Origin of the sequence: Chitinophaga flava (assembly GCF_003308995.1) — a bacterium.
In the GTDB taxonomy this organism is placed as follows: Bacteria; Bacteroidota; Bacteroidia; order Chitinophagales; family Chitinophagaceae; genus Chitinophaga; species Chitinophaga flava.
In genome coordinates this window covers 3,242,873-3,265,578 of record NZ_QFFJ01000001.1, presented here as the reverse complement: position 1 = coordinate 3,265,578, position 22,706 = coordinate 3,242,873, and the positions used below count along the sequence as shown (strand labels likewise).

Below are 22,706 nucleotides of genomic sequence, written 5' to 3'. Positions count from 1 at the left end.
ACTACTGTCAAATCACTAAATCAATCATCGGATTACGGTCTGATTTAATTAAAAATGGTTCATCCTGAAACCGCCTTGTCCGCCTCTGGGACCCATCATCCTCATACCTCTGTCGCTCCCTTTGGTATTACCACCAAATTTGTTCAGGAAATAAGTGAAGCTCACCATAAAATACTGCTGCAGTACATTGGACCGCACGTCTTCTATATAGTTGTCGCTTACATCGCGGGAAACGCTTACATACTGCCTCAGCAGGTCGAAAGCCTGCACCTTGATAAGTCCCTGTTTCTTTGGAAATACATATTTGGCCACATTGGCATTCCACATGGTAGAAGTGAGGTTATAGCCGGCTGTACGGCCTCTGTTGAGCGTACAGGTTACGTCTGTGCCTACCATAAAACCCAGCGGCAGGTTTACATTCATATCAGCATTGAAGTTGTAGTCAAAGTACTGCGTATTGGGCGTTGACGGCAACGTATAGGAGGTGGCGTTATAGTTTACACTGGCGCCCACTGCTGCGTCCAGTAACTCTTTGTACATATAGTTCACGTTGACAGACTGTGATAGCTGCAAGGTGTTTTTATAGTTCATCACTCCCTGCGTTATGTTTACATCACGGCTGTAACCGATCATGGTACCGGTATTCAGGTTTTGTCCGGGTGTGCGGGACAGCGGAATGGAGTTATGCAACATACCGGTAAGGCTGTAGTAGCCGTTTACGTTTACTGGTCTGCTGAAAGTCTTTCCAGTGGCGGTATCCAGCTTGGTAGAGTTGATGATTTTGTTGGTGCCGAAAGTGCCTCTCAGTGAAGCAAACATGCCTCTGAAAGTAGTGTTGTTAAACTGGTTATAGTTAATGCGCAGGGTATTGTTGAAAGATGGTTTCAGGTCTGGATTACCCTGTTGCACATACAACGCATTACTGTTATCCGGCACTGGCTGCAGCTGTTGTACGGTAGGCTGCTGTGTGGTACCATTATAGTTTATGCGTAACCGTTTGTTCTTCGCGAAGGTGTAGTTAAAAGTAGCGTTGGGAGCGAAGTTGACGGTATTCTGATGAATAACGCTATCTCTCTTTGTTTGGAAAGAATAGGTGTTATTATCGAGGTTATTGAACAATACATTCAACCCAAAAGAGTAGTCATATTTCAGCTTGTTGGTACGGAAGGTAAGACCAGCCTGCTGGTTAAGTGTATTGTTGGTAAAAGCGTTGCTCAGCGAATCATTGAGTTTATCATAGATCCCTTTGCTTTCGTCGAAGTCGTAGGTATATTTTGTGCTGTTGCTTTTGTATTTGGTGAAACCATAATTGGCTTCCAGATAACGATCACGGGCAATCGGCTCGGTGTAGGTGACATTTACGCCGGCATTCGCGCTGGTGCTGTTGATCTGGTTGTTTTGATTGAAGGTGGAAAGGCTATCGTTGGCAAAATAGTATACGCTGGACCTGTTGAAGTTTTGCTGGTCGTTGATGGTATTGTTATAGGTCAGGTTCATGCTGAACGAACGGCCAGGTGTTTTGAACCGTTTTCTGAACAGCAGTGATCCGCCTATGTTTTGATTGTTGCCTTGTCCATCGTTGGTTGTTGTTCCTTTGTTGACTGTATCCTTTTTGTTGTTCAGCGTCTGGTAGTCCCTGGAGCTGAAGGTGTTTCCATTGGTGAGGGAATAAGAAGGAGAAAATATGACGGAATGAAAAGAGTCTATCTGGTACTCCACCCTGGTATCAAAGCGGTTGTTGCTGTTATCCGTCAGGGACATGGAGTTTTCATTGTAATACGTGGTTCCGTTATCTGCAAAGGTTTGCCTGGAAGTTTGCTGACTCAGGTTGTTTTTGGTGTCGTTAAAGAAATAACTACCGCTGAAGACTACTTTTTTATTGAAGTCTTCGCTGAAGTTAAGGCCAGCGTTCCAGTTGCGGGTAATACCGGGATTGCTGTTACTGCTGCTGCCGGCGCTGATGAGGACACTACCTCCACCACCACCGCCACCGCGGCCACCTCTTCCACCACCACGTCCACCGCCTCCACCGCCGCCGGCGGGACTGAAGCTCATCTGGTCCTGGATGGTATAACCGGTATTGTTGACATTATTACCACCACCAACAATGCTCATCTGCTGATTGTCGCGGAACCTGTTCAGGTTGAGTGAGGTGCTGAAACGGTCGTCGGTACCATAACCTGCGGAGGCGCGTCCGAAGAGCCCTTTCTTTTTATCTTTTTTGATGGTGATATTGATGGCTTTTTCGGTTTGTCCGTCGTCTATCTTGGTAAACTCGGCCTGGTCGGATTTTTTATCGATCACCTGCACCTTGTCGATAATGTTGGCGGGGAGATTTTTGGTAGCCATCTTTGGATCGCTGCCGAAGAAGGGCTTCCCGTCTACATATACTTTGGTGACAGTTTCTCCCTGTGCAGTAATAGCGCCGTCTTTATCAACGGTTACGCCGGGAAGTTTTTTAAGCAGGTCTTCCACCACGGCGTTTTCGCGTGTTTTGAAGGCGTCTGCATTAAATTCAAGGGTATCTTTTTTTACAACGATGGGGGGCTTTTCATCCAGTATTTCTACGGCGTTGAGGTTTACTCCTTTGAGTTCCATACCCAGTGTACCGAGGGTAAGCAGTTTATTGTCATCGTTTATTTTAACGGGCCTGTTGATAGCTTTATAGCCCATGAAGCTGATGTACAGACGGTAGTCGCCGTTGGCAATGTTGCCGATCTCAAAATTTCCTTTGTTGTCGGTAATAGCGGTATTAGCCACAGTAGAGTCTTTGGCATACAGTAATACTACTGTCGCCGCAGGCATTGCTTCTTTAGTGCTCTGGTCGGTTAGCTGTCCTTTAATCTTTCCTTGCTGGGCCTGGGCCTGGGAGCACAATACTCCTAAACTCAGTACCAGCAAGAACTGTATAATTTTTTTCATAGTCGAGATTCCACGGAAAAGTAAGATAGGATGAATTTTTACATTTGAGGTTGCCGCTTACGTAATTTCTCCATCTCTTGTTGTCTGATTTCCCGCAGTTGTTCCTGGCTCACCTTTTCTGCACCGGCGGGGATGGTTAGGTCAGTATCAGTAACAGGTTGCAGGCTTACACTGGAAGCGTTGTAGGAACGTCTGCTACCTTCTGCCACCAGCACCACTGCATTGTTTTCCGGCAGTAAACCATTGATCGGCGAGAAGCTGAAAGGCAGGTCTGTAGTATACCATACAGTATAGGTATCGTCTTTAAGCTTGATGGTGGCCTTTTTGCAGGGATATCCGGCGATTTTTTTGGTCTTGTCGCCTGCTTTGTTATCAGCGGTAATAACAAAATCTTCTTCTGCGTAATATGTTTTCCGGTCATCCCCGAAGGTGGTAAACAACTGGATGATTTTTTTGTTGGCGAGATCAAAATACTGGGCGTTGTTACGGCCCATCATGCCCATACCCGTGCCCATTCTGCGTTGGCCCTGCCATTGCCCGCCTTGTCCCTGTTGCTGTGTATTGGCACTGTCTCTGCGGGCTCTGCCCCTGCCGGCGCCACCGCCAAAGTCGGGTCTTTCAGTGGTCAGTTTGGCGTGGCCATTGCTGAAGGTGAGTGTCTGTTTAAAAGTAATCACATCGGGAATTTGCGGCGCTTCATCACCATCACCACCACCCCGCTGAAAGCCGCGCATCCGCTCCGGATCTGTTTTAGCAGTCACTTCGTAAACAATAGTGCCGGATTGCTGCGCCAGTAGTGGTTGGGTAAAAGGCAGCACCAGGGCTGCACTCATGATGATTCGGGAAATACGGTTCATGACAGTATGTTTTATCGGCAAAAATCCCGCTTCCTGCCCTCTTTTTGCGTTAAAAAGCTTTATTTACTGTTATTTACTGTTAATAGTTATCTACCACCGTTAAAAAGGCTTATTTACTGTTAATTATTGTTAAGGATTTCGCCCCTTTAACGCGGGAATGGATAGTTTTGTAGGGATATTAAAATCTATTGATGCGACAAAGAATCCGAAACATCCTTATCCTGATGTGTAGCTGTATTCTGGGAATATTTCTTTTCCAGGGTTACTGGTTATACAATTCCTATCACATCCGGCAGGAACAGTTCAGTAAAGAGATCAACGAAGCCCTGCGCACGGCTGTTTTCAACAAGCAGTTTTCAGATGTACACCGGCAGTTCCCTGAACTTCGCGGCTACCGCTACTACACCCGGATAAAAGACAGTGCACGTGTGGTGATAGCAAAGGAAGGGAAATTTGAAAAGAAGCATCATTGGCATGGAGGCCCGCCAGGTCCTCCTCCCGACAGCCTGAGGAGCGATGTACCAGCCCGCATCTACGCTGATACACTCGCCCGCCGTATCTCCGAATTTCTGATCACCAACGACCACAATGACAGCGTCAATCTAAAAAAACTGGACTCCATCTTCCGCGCTGAACTACATAACCGCCAGATAGCCACCTCCTATAAACTGGATACCTTCCACATGAGCTACAGCGGCTTCGAACGGGAAAGCTTCCGTGACAGTATCCGCAAAAGAGAACCCCGGCAAACAGGCAAAATCCCTTTCAATCCGGCCAGTAACCTGTTTGTAAGGGCCAGCTTCGAATCACCCCTTCAGTTTATCCTTCAGAAAATGATATGGACATTGCTGAGCTCCCTGGCGCTGCTGGTGCTCACCGTCCTCTGTTTCGTATACATGCTCCGCACCATCCTGAAACAGAAAAAACTGTCTGAAGTAAAAAACGACTTTATCAACAACATGACGCATGAACTGAAAACGCCTATCGCCACCGTATCTGCTGCAGTGGAAGCGTTACAGAACTTCAATGCGTTAAATGATCAGCGTAAAACTCAGACCTATCTCGATATTTCCAAAAACGAACTGCAGCGTCTGTCGGACCTGGTTGAAAAAGTATTGCACATTGCCGCGGAAGAGAAAGAAGACTTCGACCTGTTCCGGGAAGAAACAGATCTTAATGAGGTGATCGACAACATTCTTACCAACCATCAGCTGAAGGCCACCAAAATGTTGCAGGTACGATACGACAACAAGCTGACCAGACCCACTGTCTACATAGACAAAACCCATCTGGGCAATGCAATCAATAACCTGGTAGACAACGCGATTAAATATTCAAGAGAACAGGTACAGCTGTATATCAGTTGCAGTGAAGAACGCGGCCAGCTGAAGCTGATCGTCAGAGACAACGGCATTGGTATTTCCCGCTCCTATCAGGAAAACATCTTTGATAAATTTTTCAGGGTTCCTACCGGAGACCTGCACAATGTAAAAGGTTTCGGCCTTGGCCTGAGTTATGTGAAGAAGATCGTGGAAATGCATGGCGGCACTATCCGTGTGCATAGCGAACCTGACAAAGGCACGGAATTCGTTATTTTTATTCCCCAGGGCTGAAGCCCTGGGCTATATTTATTTAGGCTTGTAATGATGAATTAAATGATCGAAGCGCTGATTTATATTAAAGTTAATATAAACGCATCGTCACTGCTCAACTAACCTAGCCCAGGGCTTTAGCCCTGGGAAAAAGATATTTCAATGGCAAAAGTATTATTGATAGAAGACGAGTGGCAACTGGGGCAGATTGTTAAAGACAGTCTGGAGACGCGTGGCTTTGAGATGCTGTATGCATCGGATGGCCGGGAAGGGTTACGTTTGTACCAGCAGGAACGTCCTGATGTGGTGGTGCTGGACATCATGATGCCGAATATGGATGGTTTTTCTGTAACGGCGGAGATCCGCAAGCAGGATAAATTCACGCCTATTATCTTTCTGACGGCCAAGTCACAGACGGCGGACGTGGTAAAAGGTTTTGAGCTGGGAGGTAATGATTACCTGAAGAAGCCTTTCAGTATGGATGAGCTGATTGTTCGTATTAAGGCGTTGCTGAAGCGTTTCAGCGATCATCCGGCAGTGAGGGAGATGGAAGAGGGTTCAGTGATGATCGGGCAATATATTTTCAACTATGCCAAACAAACCCTTAGCCGTAATAACACTACGGAGTTTCTCTCTCATCGGGAGGCGGAGATATTGCGCAGGCTTTACGACAATAAAAATGAAGTGATGGAGCGTAAAACTGTGCTGATGGACCTGTGGGGAGATGATAACTTTTTTAATGCCCGTAGTATGGATGTATTTATCACTAAATTGAGGCGTTATCTGAAGGAAGATACCCGGGTCCAGATCGTTAATATCCGTGGGGTTGGTTATAAGCTGATATTTTAGCATTATCACTTATCTTTGTTCTTTATGGAACAGTTAGTACAGCAAATAGCAGCCTATAAACAGGAAATAGCGGCTTTTACGCCTGCCAATGCGGCCGATCTGGAGCAGTACCGGATTAAGTTTCTGGGAACCAAAGGTATTGTGAAGGCCCTTTTCGGAGAAATGAAACAGGTGCCCAACGACCGCAAGAAAGAGTTTGGACAGATCCTGAATGAATTTAAGCAACTGGCAGAAGCCCGCTATGAAGAGTTTGAAGGGCTGAAAGAAGCTGCCGGCGCCAATCATCAGGAAATTGACTATACCATGCCCGAAGCCCCTCACCGGCTGGGTACCCGTCATCCTATCAGTGTGGTGCGCAACAAGATCATCCGCATTTTCGAGCGGCTGGGCTTTACCATTGCTGAAGGACCGGAAATTGAAGATGACTGGCATAACTTTACTGCATTAAACCTGCCGGAAAACCATCCTGCGAGGGATATGCAGGATACTTTCTTTATCAGCAAAAATCCTGACTGGCTGCTGCGTACGCAAACTTCTTCCGCCCAGGTAAGGGTGATGGAGCAAGGCAAACTGCCAATCCGTATCATCAGCCCGGGAAGAGTATATCGCAATGAAACTATTTCCGCCCGTGCACACTGCTTCTTCCACCAGGTAGAAGGTCTGTACATCGATGAAAATGTTTCTTTCGCCGATCTCAAACAAACCCTTTATCACTTCGTAAAAGAGTTGTTCGGTGAAAACACCGGCATCCGTTTCCGTCCATCTTATTTTCCTTTTACAGAGCCCAGTGCAGAGATGGACATCTCCTGCTTTATCTGCGGCGGTACTGGTTGTTCCGTATGTAAACATACCGGCTGGGTAGAGATCCTGGGTTGCGGTATGGTACATCCGAAAGTGCTGGCCAACTGTGGCATTGATCCTGAAAAATATACTGGCTTTGCTTTCGGTATGGGTATAGAACGTATTACCATGCTGAAATACCAGATCAAGGACTTGCGCCTGTTTTCTGAAAATGATACCCGCTTCCTTGAGCAATTTGAAGGGACGGTATAAATATTTATGAATTTTAGGATTTACGATCCTACTATTTAAAAAGACAGCGAAGACATTGAAAATAAATATGTTCTTCGCTGTCTTTTTAGGTAACAAAATCCCGAGGTCCTAAGATCCCAAAATCTTCTTCTGATGATACACTCTATTGCTGTATGCGGCGCTGGTACCATGGGTGCCGGCATAGCCCAGGTAGCAGCTTCCAGCGGTTTTAAGACGATCCTGTTTGATATCCGGCAGCCGGGGCTGGACAAGGCCCGGGCGCAGATTACCAAAAGTCTGGCTACTGCAGTGGAGAAAGGCCGGCTTGCTGCTGCAGAACAGGAACAGATACTTGAAAGGATTACTTTCTCCAGTGATATCTCCCTGTGTATGGCAGATGTTATCATAGAAGCCATTATAGAGCAACTGGAGTCTAAAACAGACCTCTTCACCCAGCTGGCAGCTATCAACAAACAAGACACCATTTTCGCCTCCAATACCTCTTCCCTGTCTGTTTCCGAGCTGGCGGCCACTATCCCTCATCCGGAAAGAGTAGCAGGTATGCACTTCTTCAACCCTGCCCACCTGATGAAGCTCGTGGAAGTAGTGAGCGGTACCCAGACATCACCGGAAACAGCCAACACTATTTATGAGCTGGCTCAGACCATGGGGAAGGTGCCGGTAAGGGTAAAGGATTCTCCGGGATTTATCGTAAACCGTGTGGCCCGGCATTATTACCTCGAAGCGATGCTGTTGGCAGAACAGAAGGTGGCAGATTTCAGTACAATTGATCAACTGCTGGAGAATGCAGGCTTCAGGATGGGACCTTTTGCCCTGATGGACCTCATCGGCAATGACATCAACCTGGCTGTAACACAGTCGCTGTATGATGCCTTTAAACAGGCGCCACGCTTCAAACCAAACGTGTTGCAGGAACAACGTGTGAAAGACGGAAAACTGGGCCGTAAAACAGGACTGGGCTTTTACAGATATGAGCAATAACAGTCCCGCAAAAAGTTTTAACAGTTATAAAATCCGTAGAATAGCTCAAATCACGGAAATCATTAGTTAATTTTGAGCCTCCATAAGTAAACGAATAAGTCTTTCATGATTTTAGTAACCGGCGGAACAGGATTTTTAGGCAGTTATTTGATAAGGGCATTGGTCGCCGAAGGGAAACCTGTAAGGGCCTTGTACCGCAAAGCACCTTCTCCCCGGTTGCAGGACCTCTCCGGAAAAATAGAATGGGTACAATGTGATATCCTGGACGTATGTGCACTGGAAGACGCTATGCAAGGCGTTACCCAGGTATATCACTGTGCAGCAGTCGTTTCTTTTCAACCGGGCGATGTGGCCAATCTGATGAAGATTAATGTGGAAGGTACGGCCAATGTAGTGAACATGGCGCTGGACGCCGGGGTGGAAAAGCTGCTGTATGTAAGCTCTGTAGCTGCCATCGGCAGAGCAAAGGAGCAGGCAGCCATCACGGAAGACTGCGAATGGGAAGAGTCTCGTAACAACTCCCGTTACAGTATCAGCAAGTTTCAGGGAGAGATGGAAGTATGGAGAGGTATCGCTGAGGGGCTGGATGCAGTGATTGTAAACCCTTCTATTATCCTGGGCGCTGGTTTCTGGGATGAAGGTTCCGGTACATTACTCAAAAATGCCTGGAAGGAATTCCCTTTCTATACCGATGGTGTGAACGGTTTTGTAGATGTTAAGGACGTGGTAAAAGCGATGATTATGCTGATGGACAGCAGTGTCAGCGGAGAACGGTTTATCCTTTCAGCTGACAACTGGAGCTACCGCCAGCTGTTTACCACTATGGCCGATGCACTGGGCAAAAAACCACCTCATATAGCCGTAAAACCCTGGATGGCTGAAATGGTATGGCGACTGGAAAAAATTAAAGGGCTCTTTACCGGCAAACATCCGCTGGTAACAAAAGAAACAGCACGTACAGCCCAGCTGAAAGTATATTACGACAGCAGTAAAATCCACAATACGCTGCCGGAATTTGTCTTCCGTCCTCTGGAAGAAACGATCCGGGAAATATCCGCGGCTTTCCTGGCCTCCCGGAACTGATGATTACTTCAATAACAATGCAGCAATAGCGGCGGCCACTGTTTTGGCTGTCTCAGTCGGGGTGTCTTTGCTTATCCATATCCTGGGCTTGTCGCCGGATATAACGGCTGCTACCGGCTGACCGCGATACTGGAACTCATAGCATACGTTCTCGTAGGAATTAACCTTTCCGAAACGGTTATGTGCCGTTACCCGGATGTCAGTGTCTGCACAGCGGAGTATACCGGCTTGTTTGTTACTGTTCAGCTCCAGGTAGGTAGGAGATTTTAAAATCAATTCCCAGCGTTTCAACGGCTCATTTTTGGTGCCGTTTATCAGCGCGTAATAGATGGGCGCACTGCCATCCAAACTGCTTAAAACAGCCGGTAAATCGCGATTGGAGAATGCAATCCGGGAGGTGTTCATCGTTTGTACCAGGATCTTTTCTTCATTACCGGAGATATAGAAGCTAAAGGGGTTTTTAGGGTCTTTGATAAAGCTGCCCATTGCATCGGTCACACCGTTTTTGCGGGAGGATGTATTGTAAAGTCCGAAGGTGATGGTTTTGGCAGACATCCAGCTGTCCTTCACTTTTACAGGGCATTCCTGATCATGGCTGTACAGGTTGTCTGCTGAGGTAGTCTGGGTAGGTTTGGTGGTGGTGCAGGATAACAGGAACAACAGCGGGAAGAGAAGCTTCTTCATGATGGCATATTTTTGAATAACGAATTACAAACTACGAATTACGAATGAAGGGGAAGCGGTATCTTTCTCGCAATCCTTCATTCGTAATTCGTAATTGAATTAAAGGGATTTTACTTTGTCCCAGATTTCCGGAATACGTTTTACCCAGCCCAGTTCTCTTCTTTTGTCGCTGGCTACTTCTGCTGGGTAACCGAAATACACTTTTCCTCCTTCGAGGCTGCTGGGTACACCACTTTGTGCGAGCACAACGGCGCCTTTGCCGATCGTGAGATCTTTGTTGACACCAACCTGTCCCCAGAGTATAACGTTATCTTCGATTTTGGCTTTACCGGCGATACCAACCTGGGCCGCAATGAGGCAGTTCCTGCCTATCACGGTACCATGACCGATGTGGATCATGTTGTCCAGTTTAGTACCACGGCCGATGATGGTATCTCCACTTACTCCTTTGTCGATAGTGCAGCCGGCACCTATCTCCACATCATCTTCGATGATAACCCGGCCACAGCTTACGAGCTTGTCGTACATCACTTCCCGCTCGGCTCTTTTCTTGAAGTAAAAAGCATCTGCTCCCAGTACGGTACCTGCATGAATAATCACATTGTCTCCAATGATAGCATGATCATAAATGGTTACGTTAGGGTGGATCAGACAGTTGCGTCCAATGCGCACATGATTGCCAATGAATACGTTAGGTTGAATGTGTGTACCCTCTCCTATCACCGCAGTGTCGCTGATTGCTTTGGTAGCAGGTTCAAATGGACGGAAGCGGTTCACCAGTTTTACGTATGCACTGAAAGGATCTTCCAGTATTAACAGCGCCTTGCCTTCAGGACATTCCACTTTCTTGTTGATGATGATGATGGTTGCCGCAGACTGGAGGCTGGCAGTATAATATTTTTCGAAGTCTACAAAGGATATATCCCCTGGTGTTACCTTATGTATTTCATTGAGGCCTGTAGCCATCAGCTGGCTGTTGCCAACCAGCTCTGCGCCTATGTATGCCGCGATTTCCGTTACTGCAACGGGTGCTTCAAACTTCATATTTTCTGTGTTGTTGAATAATGTTAAAGTGCAACAAAGGTAGTAAATCGATGAACGTAACAAGCAAAATATGAAGGGGGTAACAATCGATAATTGGCAAGTTTCAGACTGCTGTTATCCACAATTATTTTAGTAGTGTGAATAAAATTTTTTGTAAATTTTTTCTTTTGTCATGAAATTCTTTTTAATATTGTGTAGGGAATCTTGTTTCCCTGTACTTACTAACCCATTCACATAATAAGAAAGTCTGATTGTTCTAACGGTCAGACTTTTTTTATTGCCTCTGAAACCCTTTGCCATACAGCATTTCAGCCTGCAGTTATTTCCTTGTATTGGTTTTTCCCAAGGTCTTATAAAAGGAGAAAGGGAACAAAGTACGCAAAGTGTCGGTCTCTCTGTTTTATCCCGTTTTATCTTCTTTGCCCCTCTTTGCTCCCTTCGGAGTATTTTATTTCCCGTTTTTTTTCGGGATGTTTTTATGCATTTTTTTGCCGGCTTTCTTTTACTGATTTAAATAGCCTGGCTAAATAACTGACTTTGCGGCAATTTGCGCCACAGCCGGGCATCAAAAGCCATACAGATATTACGGATGAAAGGCCTGCCATTGGCTGTTACAACTACCTTTTCAGGCATTACTTCCACAAGACCATCTCTTTCCAGTTCCTGTAATCTTTGCAGTCCCTCTATCACTGCATCGCATTGTGTGTCTGCCTTACGCCAGCTTGTTTCAAAGGTGCACATCAGGTCGCGGATATGTCCTTTAAGCAGCTGATCTTCTTCGTTGAGGATATGCCCGCGAACGATCGGAAACTCACCCTTACTTACAAGCTCCTGATAGGCTGATACCTGCTTTTCATTTTGTACATAGGCATAGCCGTTATCTCCTATGGAAGACGCTCCCAGCCCTACCAGCAAAGCGGTATGAGTTACCGTATAACCCATGAAATTACGATGCAGTTCACCCTTCTCTGCTGCGATAAACAACTCATCGTCAGGCAATGCAAAATGGTCCATGCCGATCTCCGCATATCCGCTTTTGGCAAACAGTAATTTGCCCAGTTCGTAAAGCCGTCTTTTCTCTTCATCTTTAGGAAGATCTGCTTCGGAATAACGGCGCTGACCTACTCCCTTTATCCAGGGAACATGCGCATAACTATAAAAGGATATTCTGTCCGGGCGCAGCTGCATCACCTTATCAACAGTGTCCTGCATACCACAGGTCGTTTGTAATGGCAGCCCGTAGATCAGATCAAAATTAATAGCAGTAAAGCCAATCCTTCTTGCATGTTCCACTACTGTTGCCACCGTCTCAAAAGGTTGCACCCGGTTGATAATTTCCTGTACCCTGATATCGAAATCTTGTATACCTAAACTAACACGCCGGAAACCAAGATTGAATAATGTCTGCAGATGTTCAGGAGTAGTGTTGTTTGGATGTCCTTCGAAGCCAAGAGATGCATCCGGTAGTAATATAGCATCACGATAGATGCCTTCCAGCAACATCGTCAGATTGGCTGCACTGAAAAAAGTGGGGGTACCACCACCCAAATGTATCTCCCTGATTCTGGGGGTACCTTCGAAAGCGGCCACATACAGTTGCCACTCTTTTAACAGCGCCTGTATATAAGGTACTTCCACGCCATGGTTGATGGTGATATGTTTATTACAACCACAGTAAGTACACAGCTTTTCACAGAACGGGAGATGTATGTATATACTGATCCCATCTTTGTCGTTGGTAGCCTGGAAAGATTTTTTCAGCAGCGTTTTCCATTCCTGCAGACTGAAGGTGCTTTCATCCCAGTAAGGTACTGTTGGGTAACTGGTATATCGTGGTGCGGCAGTATTATATTTACGAATGAGATTCATGATGATTATGGTTTATGACAGCAACGTTCAACAACTTTTTCACTGTGGGAAGACATGACCGGACTGATATAAGGGATGCCCAGATTAAGCCCGCGCAGGATCAGCAGAATACCCATCACGCCTACTACTACCGGTATGAGGGAACGGATCCTGTTGCGTATACCGATGCTCACCAGGTGACTGAACCAGGCTACTGTAGTCATTGCCGGAAGCGTGCCTGCGCCGAAAGCTGCCATAAAGAGACTGCCTTTCCATACTTCACCTGTAGCCACAGCTCCTGCAATAGCGAGGTATACCAGACCGCAGGGTAACAACCCGTTCAATACGCCTATGCCATAAAGGGTGCTGAACTTTTGCTGACGTAATAATGCACCTAGTGCAGATTTGATTTTTGTGAGATAGATGCCAGGCAGATGACCGCTTTTTGTTCCGGATGCTCCGGTGTATTTTAACAGTACTGCGAACAGCAGGATAACACCAATACCTATAGACAGCCACTGCTGAAGGCCACCGAGGTACAGCTGCCGGCCCACCCAGCCAAAGATCATTCCCAGCAGGGCATAGGTGGTGATACGGCCGGCGTTGTACAGCAGGATACCTGCCATTTTTTTATACCCTTCCAGATGTTGAACCGGCAATGTCAATGCAATCGGACCACACATGCCGATGCAATGAAAACTGCCAACAAAGCCAAGAATAAGTGCGCCAATCATGGTCGGTAGTATTTGTAATCAATTAGTTAACATGAAAGGATGCTTCCTGGTAAAACGGTTTGCCCTGATTTTCCCATTGCACTTTCACGAGATAATTACCTTTGCTAAACAGTTGACGGTTAATCATCTGTCTGCCATCATTATTCAGTATCAATGGCATCTCCACATCCATGGCTGCATCTGATGGTCTGTAAAACTTTATTTTGCCGGAGAGATTACTGCCATGCAGTTCCTGTGGAAAGGTAACAGTAATCCCTTCAGACTGCTGGGAAATGCTGATGGGTGCAGACAGGTCGCGGGCATTCACTTTCCCGTCTATCACCTGCTGATATTTCAGCTCTTCCGCATAGTAGTCTTTGGTGACCATGTCTATTTTGGTGCGCATGCTTTTGGTAACCAGTGTGATAATACCGGCAGCAAAAACAACAAACACGATAATGATTTTATGTCCCCAGTTCATAGTAATGATGTTTTATGATATAATGTTTATTGTATCGGCCCAAGGAAAGTGGTGCGCATAACGGCAATCCTTTTATCTCCTTCATAGAGGCCGATGTAAAGGGTTGATTTCCTGTTGTGCAGCGCAGTCTTTGGTACTACGATAAAAAAGGTGCCTTCACCCTGTCCTTCAGCCTTAACGGTGATATGACTTTTACCTATTACTTCCACATGTCCGGGTTCTTCTTCCAGTTTTAGGACCAGTGGTATCTCTTGGGTGGTTTTATTGATCAGTTTAATACGGTAGAGGTTAGAGATACTATCTTGTCCTCTCTCCTGGTACAACATACCGGTGGTGCGGATGATAGTGCCACTTACCGGCTTGCGGCTGGTCAGCATAAATATGATGGAGCCCAGTAAGAGGATAAGGATACCGGTATAGATGCGCAGACGAGGTGTAAAACGTATCGGCGCATTTTGTGCAATACCGTTTTCGGAAGCATAGCGGATCAATCCGCGGGGGCGACCGGTTTTGTCCATCATGTGATCGCAGGCATCGATGCAAGCGGTACAGTTGACACATTCCAGCTGGGTACCGTTACGGATATCGATACCGGTAGGACATACTTTCACACATTGAGCACAGTCGATGCAGTCACCGATAGCTCTGGAATCGTCTTTACGGTATTTACCGCGGGGTTCTCCCCTTTTATAATCGTAGGCTACCAGTATGGAGTTTTTATCGAGTAATACCCCTTGTAAACGGCCATAAGGGCATACAATGGTGCATATCTGTTCGCGCATAAAGGCAAACACGCCGTAGAAAACACCTGAAAATATCAGGATGGCGATAAATCCGCCGGTATGTTCAGATAAGGGAGAAGCAATGATTTTGCCCAGGGATTTTGCGCTGATGATATAAGCGAGGAATATGTTGGCAATCAGGAAGGAAAGTGCGTAGAAAACAAGATGCTTACTTGTTTTACGGATAATTTTATTGGCGGTCCATGGTTGTTTGGCCAGCAGCTTTTGTGCGGCGGCATCTCCTTCGATCCAGTATTCAATACGGCGGAAGAGCATCTCCATAAAAATCGTCTGCGGGCACATCCATCCGCAGAAAAGGCGGCCAAACGCCATGGTAAATAACACTACAAACAGAATGAAGGCCAGCATGGCAAGCCCGAAGATGAAGAAGTCCTGAGGCCAGAAGATAGCTCCGAACAGGATAAACTTGCCTTCCACTACATTGAGCAGGAATAAAGGCCTGCCATTTATGGAAATAAACGGCAGGCTAAAAAAAACACTAAAATAAAAGATACTGAGAACGCTCCGGATATTGTACCAGCGGCCTTTCGGCTGCTGGGCAAATATCCAGTTACGTTTTCCTTGTTTATCAACTGTGGCTATACTATCTCTGAACGTATTGCTATCGGCCATGACTTTATTCTTTTACTCCTTGCGGATCTTTTGGATTGGCAGGGTTACTACCATGGATGGATTTGACAAAGCTTGCCAGCTGAGCCAGTTGTTTTGGGGAGAAGTCTTCCTGCCATGCTTTCATGCCTTTGTCTGCTACCCCGTATTTGATGGTTTTAAATACTTCGTTGATTTTACCACCATGCAGCCAGTAGTCGTCGGTGAGGTTGGGACCTACTACGCCCTGACCTTGAGGACCATGACAAGGTGCACAACTGGCAACGAATATTTTCTGTCCTGCTGCCAGGTCATCGGCGCCATCCAGCATTTTTACGTTGTTCTCATCAATGTTGTTAGCTGCATTTTTCAGGTACTCTGCTTTAGCGACGGCTGCTTTCTCTTCGGCCATGGCCAGTTCCTGTATCTGGTTAGGAGCGGAATGAGAGATCTCTGTGCGCCAGAAGTATACTACGCCGAAACAGATGCTGAATATAAAACCCCAGTTCCACCAAGGAGGGGTGGGGTTATTCAGCTCATGGATACCATCGAAGTCGTGACCCATGTCTTCTTCTGTTTCGGAAGTAGCATCCAGTGTCCTGGTTTTGTTGATTTTTTCGATCCAGGAAATGCGGGGCTTGGCGGGATCAGCAGCCTTGGCTGACTTACGTTTGCTTTTGATGCCGGCGAGAAAACGCAGCACATAAAGCAAAGAGATGATCACACCTATTTCCACCACAACAATGGAAACGAGTAGGTATAGGGACTGTTTGGATAAGGGCGTATAGTAGGCCGCCGCCGCAGCTGCTTCCGGTGCAGCGCTGGTGGCGCTGGCTGGCAGACTGGCTGCCATAGAGAGTGCTAACAGGGCGATGATGACCGGTAGTTTAGCGGCTTCCTTTTTCATTCTTTCGCGGTAGAGGTCCATAGCACCCACTACTGCGTTGCCGAGGATGGCGATCACCAGCACCAGACCGATGATAACGCTCAGCAGCACGAGGGCTACCGGATCTGCCAGTTCGGAAGGTGGCTTGGGACCGTTGGCCATTGCGGGCAGGCTGCAAAACAAACCGCCGCTGATTACATATAATAGCTTCCTGTTCATACCAAGTATTTTATAGGCTTTGGGTATCATCATTATCTAAGGGGATGCGGCTGATCTGGTCTACCATGTTGCGGTCTGCTCTGAAAGCCCAGAAGGCGGCAAAAACAAAGAATATGGAGAAGATCAGCAGGGAGGCCATCGGATAAATGCTGATGCCTGCAATTGATTCCAGATAATTAATGAACTTCATGATCCTGTTTTTTATGTTGACTAAAAATCATTTTTGGTGGTGGCTTCCGCATTGGTGTTAGCGGGTGCTGCAGCCGGAGCCATTTTGATGTCTTTACCCATGCGTTGCAGGTAAGCGATCAGCGCTACAATCTCACGATCAGCTTTGATAGGCAGCTTGTCTTTTTGCAGTGATGCAGCGATACTGTTGGCTTGTTTGTCCAGATCGGCGATGGCCTGTTTTTCATAACCATCAGGATAAGGTACCCCCAGTTTGCGCATTACATTGATCATAGCTGGTGTTTTGCTTTTGTCGATGTGGTCCTCAAACAGCCATGGGTATGGAGGCATAATAGATCCCGGAGACATGGATGTAGGGTCCAGCATGTGGTTATAGTGCCAGCTGTCGGGATATTTACCGCCTATTCTGGCCAGGTCCGGACCAGTACGTTTGGAGCCCCACTGGAACGGGTGATCGTAAACAAACTCGCCGGCTTTGGAGTATTCGCCATAACGGGCTACTTCATCACGGAAAGGACGGATCATCTGAGAGTGACAGGTATAACAACCTTCACGCAGATATATGTCGCGGCCATGCAGCTCCAGTGGTGTATAAGGTTTCACACTGCTGATGGTAGGAATGTTGCTGCGTACCAGGAAGGTAGGCATCATTTCCAGGGCACCACCTACAGCTACTACTAACAGACTGAATACTACCAGTTGTATCGGACGACGCTCAATCCAGTTGTGCCAGTGAGCTTTACCATGTGTTTGAATTACTTTAGGCAGTGGAGCGGCTTCTGCTGCTTCGTTGGCCACAAAGGAACCACCACGGATAGTCTTCCAGAGATTCACGATCATCAGTCCCAGGCCGCTCACATACAGGGCTCCACCGAAGGCGCGTAATGCGTACATAGGAACGATGGTGGTTACTGTTTCGAGGAACTGATATTTCAGCTGTCCTTCTTCAGTAAATTGTTTCCACATCATGCTCTGTGTAAAAGCTGCCCAGTACAGAGGAATTACATAGAAGATGATACCCAGCGTACCGATCCAGAAGTGAGTATTGGCCCATTTCCTGGAGTACAGTTGTGTAGAGAACATGCGTGGTATCAGCCAGTAGAGAATACCGAAGGTCAGGAATCCGTTCCATCCCAGTGCGCCAACGTGTACGTGGGCAATGGTCCAGTCGGTATAGTGGCTGATGGCGTTTACGTTTTTGAGAGAGAGCATAGGGCCTTCGAAAGTGGCCATACCATAACAGGTGAGCGCTACTACAAAGAATTTGAGGATAGCGTCTTCCCTTACTCTATCCCAGGCGCCACGGAGGGTAAGTAAACCGTTGAGCATACCACCCCAGGAAGGTGCAATCAGCATAAGGCTGAATACAGTACCCAGTGATTGTGCCCATTCAGGCAGGGCGGTGTACAGCAGGTGGTGAGGGCCTGCCCATATATAGATAAAGATAAGTGACCAGAAGTGGATGATAGACCAGCGATAAGAGTATACAGGTCTGTTGGCGGCTTTCGGTACAAAGTAATACATCAGGCCGAGGTATGGAGTGGTGAGGAAGAATGCTACCGCATTATGGCCGTACCACCATTGTACCAGCGCATCCTGTACCCCTGCATACCAGCTGTAACTTTTAAACAGTGATAAAGGATACTCGAAGGAGTTGATAATGTGTAACATAGCAATCGCCACCCAGGTGCCGATATAAAACCAGATTGCTACATACAGGTGTGCTTCACGACGACGCAGGATGGTACCGAGCATGTTGGCGCCAAATACTACCCATACCAAAGTGATGGCGATGTCGAAAGGCCATTCCAGTTCGGCGTATTCCTTACCGGTAGTGTATCCCAGGAAAAGGGTGAGCGCACCGCCTGCAATGATAGACTGCCATCCCCAGAAATGGATTTTACTCAGCAGGTCGCTGAACATACGGGCTTTACACAGGCGTTGCAGCGAGTAGTAAACACCCATAAAAATACCGTTGCCTACAAAGGCGAAGATCACGGCGTTGGTGTGAACGGGTCTGAGGCGCCCGAAGGTAATAGGGGCAAATCCCATGTTGAGGTCCGGGAATACCAGTGACAGGGCTGCCCACAAACCTGCAAGCATTCCTATCAATCCCCAGAACATACAAGCGTAGGCAAACCATTTTACCGTGCGGTTGTCGTAATAAAATTTTTCGAGAGACATAGTGCTGTTTATTGTTGCTTAATTGATGGTGTTTTTTCGTTTATTCGTGGTCGTTATCATCTTTTTTATCTTCAAAGAGAATACGATGTGCAGGAGAGAAATCATCTTCAAATTGCCCGTTCCTGACAGACCAGATGAAGGCGGCCAGAAAGCCTGCTGCTACGGTAAGGCTGGCGCCCAGCAAAAGAATAATTACGCTCATAATATTATTATTTTACCAGTAAGAACCTGGCTGTTTCCAGGGCTTGTAAGGCATGTATTTCTTTAGCCTGGAAGGTGAGCACATCACCGGTTTCCAGCACTGTAACTTCTTCGTTCAGCATGAAGGCTATTTTTCCTTCGAGTACCAGCACCATGGCGTCGACAGGCGAAGTATGCGGTGGTATCTGCTGGCCCTGCTGCATGATGATCAGCGTGGCTTCAAACCGTTTTGTTTTCAGCACTTCCCGGCTTTTTACCTTATCGGTACCTTCTTCCTGTATTACGTTCATGGTTTTCATCAGCATATAAATCGTGATGTAGGTGTGTTAAAACCGACAGACAAGGAGAGCCCGTTATGCACGAGCAGCCTTGCTTTCAGGCTGCCCGTACATCCATTTCAATCGGGCTTTAATACTGGCGCTTTTAAGATTTCACTGTGTGTGTTTGTATTGATAGCAAAGTTAGCAGCACCGGGCGGCGACTGCAATGATATTACTCAATCAGAAATATGATTTTTATCAGACATTTGGCTCAATGCGCTACTGGCAAGCTTTTTACCCTGCCATTCGCTGAGCAGAAAGGTCATCAGCACAATGCTGATAGAACTCGCAGGCATCAGAATCGCTGCTACCAACGGAGATAAAATACCCTGCACCGCAAAAAATAACCCTGTTATATTATATACCAGTGAAAGAATGAAACTGGCCAGGATAATACGTTTGTTGGCCTTGCACAGTTTTATGAATGACAACAGTACCGGCAGCTGTTTTGCTTCAAGAATACCATCGCTGGCCGGTGTAAAGTTGTTACTGTCTTCTGTAAGGGAAATACCGATATCACTCTGTTTAAGCGCTCCTGCATCATTCAACCCATCTCCTATCATCATTACTTTTTTACCCTGATTTTGCAGGGAGATGATATAAGCGAGTTTGTCAGCAGGCTTCTGTTCAAACAATAAAGTGGTATTGGGACCCATGAGTTTACGGAGGTTCACAGCTTCCTGGTCATTGTCTCCGGAAAGAACAGACATAGGATAATACTGTTGCAACTGTTTTAATAATGGCCGTATACCGCTGCGGTAATTATTGCGGATGGTAAAGAGGCCGGTCAGTTTTTCGTTGATAGACAAATACACGATACTGCCATCTACCTCTTCTTTCCGGTGTGCACCTGTAAATTCCGCATTACCAAGGCGGATAAAGTTGCCCTGTACCCAGCCACATACTCCTTTCCCGGCATAATCTATAAAATCAACTACGGGCATGGCTGTGCCGATATTGCAATAGCCGGCAATAGCCTTGCTGAGAGGGTGTGTGGATTGCAGTGCCAGGCTGGCAATCATGCTTTCCTGAAAAGGTGTGAGCGTGTTGCCAAAGTACATTACCTCGCTGCCGGTTTTGCCGGTGAGCGTGCCGGTTTTATCGAAAACAATATGCGTGGTGTTGGCGAGATTTTCGATGGCCTGAGCATTACGCAGGTACAGCTGGTGTCGGCTCAGGATACGCAGGATATGCCCGTTGGTAAAGGAAGATGCCAGCAGTAATGCACAAGGACAGGCAATGATCAGGATAGCTGTTACGGCTGGCCATATCCGGGAAGGATCATGCATAGCCCAGTAACCGGCGCTGATGGCGGCGATTACCAACACTACCCAGGTGAAGTTACGCCCCAGCAGATGCACGAAGGAGACATGTTTTTCTTCCTTGTTTTTCAGCTCATCACGATTCCAGAGGCTGGTAAGATAACTTTGTGCTACTTCCTTGATAGTCAATATCTCAATATTCCCTTCGAGCTGACGGCCACCGGCATATAAGATCTCTCCTACTGATTTATTGACAGGAGTGGCTTCTCCGGTAACAAAACTGTAGTCTATCAGTGCTTTCCCGCGGACAATAATACCGTCTGCAGGCACCAGTTCGTTGTTGTGTATCAATAAGGTATCACCTGTTTTGATATCAGGTAGTGTAGTCGGTATCTCCTTTTCTTCCTTTATAACGCTGACGGCTATAGGAAAATAAGCGGTATAATCACGGTCGAAGGAAAGGCCCTGGTATGTTTTATCCTGAAGGATACGGCCGATCAGCATAAAAAATACAATACCGGACATGGAATCGAAGTAGCCAGCCTGCCCTTGTGTTACATCTACGATACTGCGGATGAAAGTGACTACAATAGCTAGCACAATGGGCACATCGATATTGAGGAAGCCGTGTTTGAGCCCACTCCAGGCTGATTTAAAAAATACCTGCGCGCTATAGAAAAACACAGGCAGGGCCAGTACCAGGTTCATATAACGGAACATCCGGTTCATACTTTCATCAGTATGTCCGCTGCTGGTGAAATATTCAGGAAAACTGAGCAGCATAATGTTACCAAAACAGAATCCGGCAACACCCAGCTGGTAAATAAGGCTGCGTTTTACACCTGGCTTTTTATGCTGAAGGTCCTGCAGGCTGATGTAGGGCTCATATCCAATGGCGGTAAGTACTTCAGCCACATGCCGCAGTGAGGTCTGTGTTTCTGAAAAAATAATCAGTGCTTCCTTCTTACTAAAGTTGACGGTTACACGTTGTACGCCCTTATCCAGTTTATGGAGGTTTTCGAGCAGCCACAGGCAAGAGCTGCAGTGAATATGCGGAATATAGAAGCTGACATGTGTCTGGGTGTCATCCCTGAACTGTATGAGCTGCTGTTGTATTTTCTCATCATCGAGGAAGGCGAACTTATCCTTTCTAACCGTAATGCGTTGACTTACACCGGGATTCTCATTCAGATCATAATACTGGCAGAGATCATACTGGTGGAGTATTTCAAATACCAGTTTACATCCTTCGCAGCAAAAAACTTTTTCTTCCAGGGTGATGTTCCTGGTGTTGCAATCTTCCCCGCAGTGATAGCAGGCAACTTGTACGTTAGTATCAGAAGTGGTAGCCATTAGTCGATGCTTACAGTGTTAATAATTTCTTCCTGCCGGATAACGATCGTGTTGGCCGGTAATACGGCCGGGTACAGAATATTCTGCTCTACGTATATCCATTGTTGCAGGAGTTGTTCGAGGGAATACATATCGCTGATACATATTTTATAGGCAGCACTCCAGTGTCCCTGCAGGAGGTAGTTGCCGGTTACCTGGCGGAGTTTCTGGAGCAGTAGTATGATCTTCTGAAAGGATTGTTGTATGCTGTCATAGACGGCCGGTTGCAGGCTCTTCTGTCCTTTGTTGTGGATGGCGGCGTTGCGAATGACGGGGAAGATGATGGACGTTTCTTTTCGCAACAGCTGGGTAAATTCGGTCTGCATTTTAGCAAAGAGCAGTTGTTGCAGATCTGCTGTGGCGGGGGCGGATGGGTCGTCCTGCCTTTCCAGGTTAAACCAGGCCATTATTTCTTCCGCAGTATGTTCTATGGGTTGATGGAACTTACTGGTGATCACATCGCAGAGTGCTGCGGGTGTGAGTTCATGAAAGTTGATGATAGCATATGGATGCATGGATGGATGGTATTTTTGATATTGCAAAAGTACCAGTACC

20 protein-coding genes are annotated in these 22,706 nt (G+C 46.7%); 5 read left to right on the top strand and 15 right to left on the bottom strand.

Annotation, left to right across the window (positions count from 1 at the left end):
- Nucleotides 1–48 precede the first annotated feature (48 nt).
- Both DF182_RS13080 and DF182_RS13075 read right to left on the bottom strand, forming a co-directional pair.
- The gene (locus DF182_RS13080) at nt 49–2,922 is read right to left on the bottom strand and encodes a TonB-dependent receptor (RefSeq protein WP_113616046.1); all 2,874 of its coding nucleotides are present in this window, start codon (nt 2,920–2,922) and stop codon (nt 49–51) included.
- A 38-nt stretch (nt 2,923–2,960) separates the two neighbouring features.
- Nucleotides 2,961–3,779 carry a GLPGLI family protein gene (locus tag DF182_RS13075; protein ID WP_113616045.1) on the bottom strand — a complete coding sequence of 273 codons (819 nt, stop codon included), beginning with the start codon at nt 3,777–3,779 and terminating at the stop codon, nt 2,961–2,963.
- Between the two features lie 191 nt (nt 3,780–3,970).
- Between DF182_RS13075 and DF182_RS13070 the strand changes: the two genes are divergently transcribed.
- The 5 genes from DF182_RS13070 (at nt 3,971) to DF182_RS13050 (ending at nt 9,337) form a co-directional block, all read left to right on the top strand.
- Entirely contained in the window at nt 3,971–5,392 is a 1,422-nt protein-coding gene (locus DF182_RS13070) for a sensor histidine kinase (RefSeq protein ID WP_113616044.1), read from the top strand.
- A 141-nt stretch (nt 5,393–5,533) separates the two neighbouring features.
- Nucleotides 5,534–6,220, top strand: coding sequence for a response regulator transcription factor (locus DF182_RS13065; protein ID WP_113616043.1), 687 nt, complete (start codon nt 5,534–5,536; stop codon nt 6,218–6,220).
- 24 nt (nt 6,221–6,244) lie between these two features.
- A complete protein-coding gene (gene pheS, locus DF182_RS13060; protein ID WP_113616042.1) occupies nt 6,245–7,273 on the top strand; it encodes a phenylalanine--tRNA ligase subunit alpha in 1,029 nt (342 codons plus the stop codon).
- Nucleotides 7,274–7,405: 132 nt separating this feature from the next.
- On the top strand, nt 7,406–8,254 hold the full coding sequence (locus DF182_RS13055) for a 3-hydroxyacyl-CoA dehydrogenase family protein (protein WP_113616041.1): 849 nt from the start codon (nt 7,406–7,408) through the stop codon (nt 8,252–8,254).
- Nucleotides 8,255–8,359: 105 nt separating this feature from the next.
- Entirely contained in the window at nt 8,360–9,337 is a 978-nt protein-coding gene (locus tag DF182_RS13050; protein ID WP_113616040.1) for an NAD-dependent epimerase/dehydratase family protein, read from the top strand.
- A 3-nt stretch (nt 9,338–9,340) separates the two neighbouring features.
- On the opposite strand, the gene DF182_RS13045 is transcribed toward DF182_RS13050, so the two are convergent.
- The 13 genes from DF182_RS13045 to DF182_RS12985 all read right to left on the bottom strand — a co-directional run bounded on the left by DF182_RS13045 (nt 9,341) and on the right by DF182_RS12985 (nt 22,666).
- Entirely contained in the window at nt 9,341–10,021 is a 681-nt protein-coding gene (locus DF182_RS13045; RefSeq protein ID WP_113616039.1) for a hypothetical protein, read from the bottom strand.
- Between the two features lie 99 nt (nt 10,022–10,120).
- Nucleotides 10,121–11,065, bottom strand: coding sequence for a UDP-3-O-(3-hydroxymyristoyl)glucosamine N-acyltransferase (locus DF182_RS13040; RefSeq protein WP_113616038.1), 945 nt, complete (start codon nt 11,063–11,065; stop codon nt 10,121–10,123).
- A gap of 510 nt (nt 11,066–11,575) precedes the next feature.
- On the bottom strand, nt 11,576–12,934 hold the full coding sequence (hemN, locus tag DF182_RS13035) for an oxygen-independent coproporphyrinogen III oxidase (RefSeq protein WP_211327102.1): 1,359 nt from the start codon (nt 12,932–12,934) through the stop codon (nt 11,576–11,578).
- A gap of 5 nt (nt 12,935–12,939) precedes the next feature.
- Nucleotides 12,940–13,647, bottom strand: coding sequence for a sulfite exporter TauE/SafE family protein (locus DF182_RS13030; protein ID WP_113616036.1), 708 nt, complete (start codon nt 13,645–13,647; stop codon nt 12,940–12,942).
- A gap of 22 nt (nt 13,648–13,669) precedes the next feature.
- A complete protein-coding gene (locus DF182_RS13025; protein ID WP_113616035.1) occupies nt 13,670–14,107 on the bottom strand; it encodes a FixH family protein in 438 nt (145 codons plus the stop codon).
- A 26-nt stretch (nt 14,108–14,133) separates the two neighbouring features.
- On the bottom strand, nt 14,134–15,522 hold the full coding sequence (ccoG, locus tag DF182_RS13020; protein WP_113616034.1) for a cytochrome c oxidase accessory protein CcoG: 1,389 nt from the start codon (nt 15,520–15,522) through the stop codon (nt 14,134–14,136).
- Nucleotides 15,523–15,526: 4 nt separating this feature from the next.
- Nucleotides 15,527–16,603: a cbb3-type cytochrome c oxidase N-terminal domain-containing protein gene (locus tag DF182_RS13015; RefSeq protein ID WP_161964134.1), complete on the bottom strand. Its 1,077-nt coding sequence runs from the start codon at nt 16,601–16,603 to the stop codon at nt 15,527–15,529.
- 10 nt (nt 16,604–16,613) lie between these two features.
- Nucleotides 16,614–16,793: a CcoQ/FixQ family Cbb3-type cytochrome c oxidase assembly chaperone gene (locus DF182_RS13010; protein WP_113616032.1), complete on the bottom strand. Its 180-nt coding sequence runs from the start codon at nt 16,791–16,793 to the stop codon at nt 16,614–16,616.
- Nucleotides 16,794–16,813: 20 nt separating this feature from the next.
- Complete coding sequence (ccoN, locus tag DF182_RS13005) at nt 16,814–18,976, bottom strand: cytochrome-c oxidase, cbb3-type subunit I (RefSeq protein WP_113616031.1); 2,163 nt, start codon at nt 18,974–18,976, stop codon at nt 16,814–16,816.
- Between the two features lie 40 nt (nt 18,977–19,016).
- The gene (gene ccoS, locus DF182_RS13000) at nt 19,017–19,178 is read right to left on the bottom strand and encodes a cbb3-type cytochrome oxidase assembly protein CcoS (RefSeq protein WP_113616030.1); all 162 of its coding nucleotides are present in this window, start codon (nt 19,176–19,178) and stop codon (nt 19,017–19,019) included.
- 7 nt (nt 19,179–19,185) lie between these two features.
- Nucleotides 19,186–19,467: a cupin domain-containing protein gene (locus DF182_RS12995; RefSeq protein ID WP_161964133.1), complete on the bottom strand. Its 282-nt coding sequence runs from the start codon at nt 19,465–19,467 to the stop codon at nt 19,186–19,188.
- A 206-nt stretch (nt 19,468–19,673) separates the two neighbouring features.
- Nucleotides 19,674–22,112, bottom strand: a complete 2,439-nt coding sequence (locus DF182_RS12990) for a heavy metal translocating P-type ATPase (RefSeq protein ID WP_113616028.1) — start codon at nt 22,110–22,112, stop codon at nt 19,674–19,676.
- On the bottom strand, nt 22,112–22,666 hold the full coding sequence (locus DF182_RS12985) for a hypothetical protein (protein WP_113616027.1): 555 nt from the start codon (nt 22,664–22,666) through the stop codon (nt 22,112–22,114). The genes DF182_RS12990 and DF182_RS12985 overlap by 1 nt, the downstream gene beginning before the upstream one ends.
- Nucleotides 22,667–22,706 lie beyond the last annotated feature (40 nt).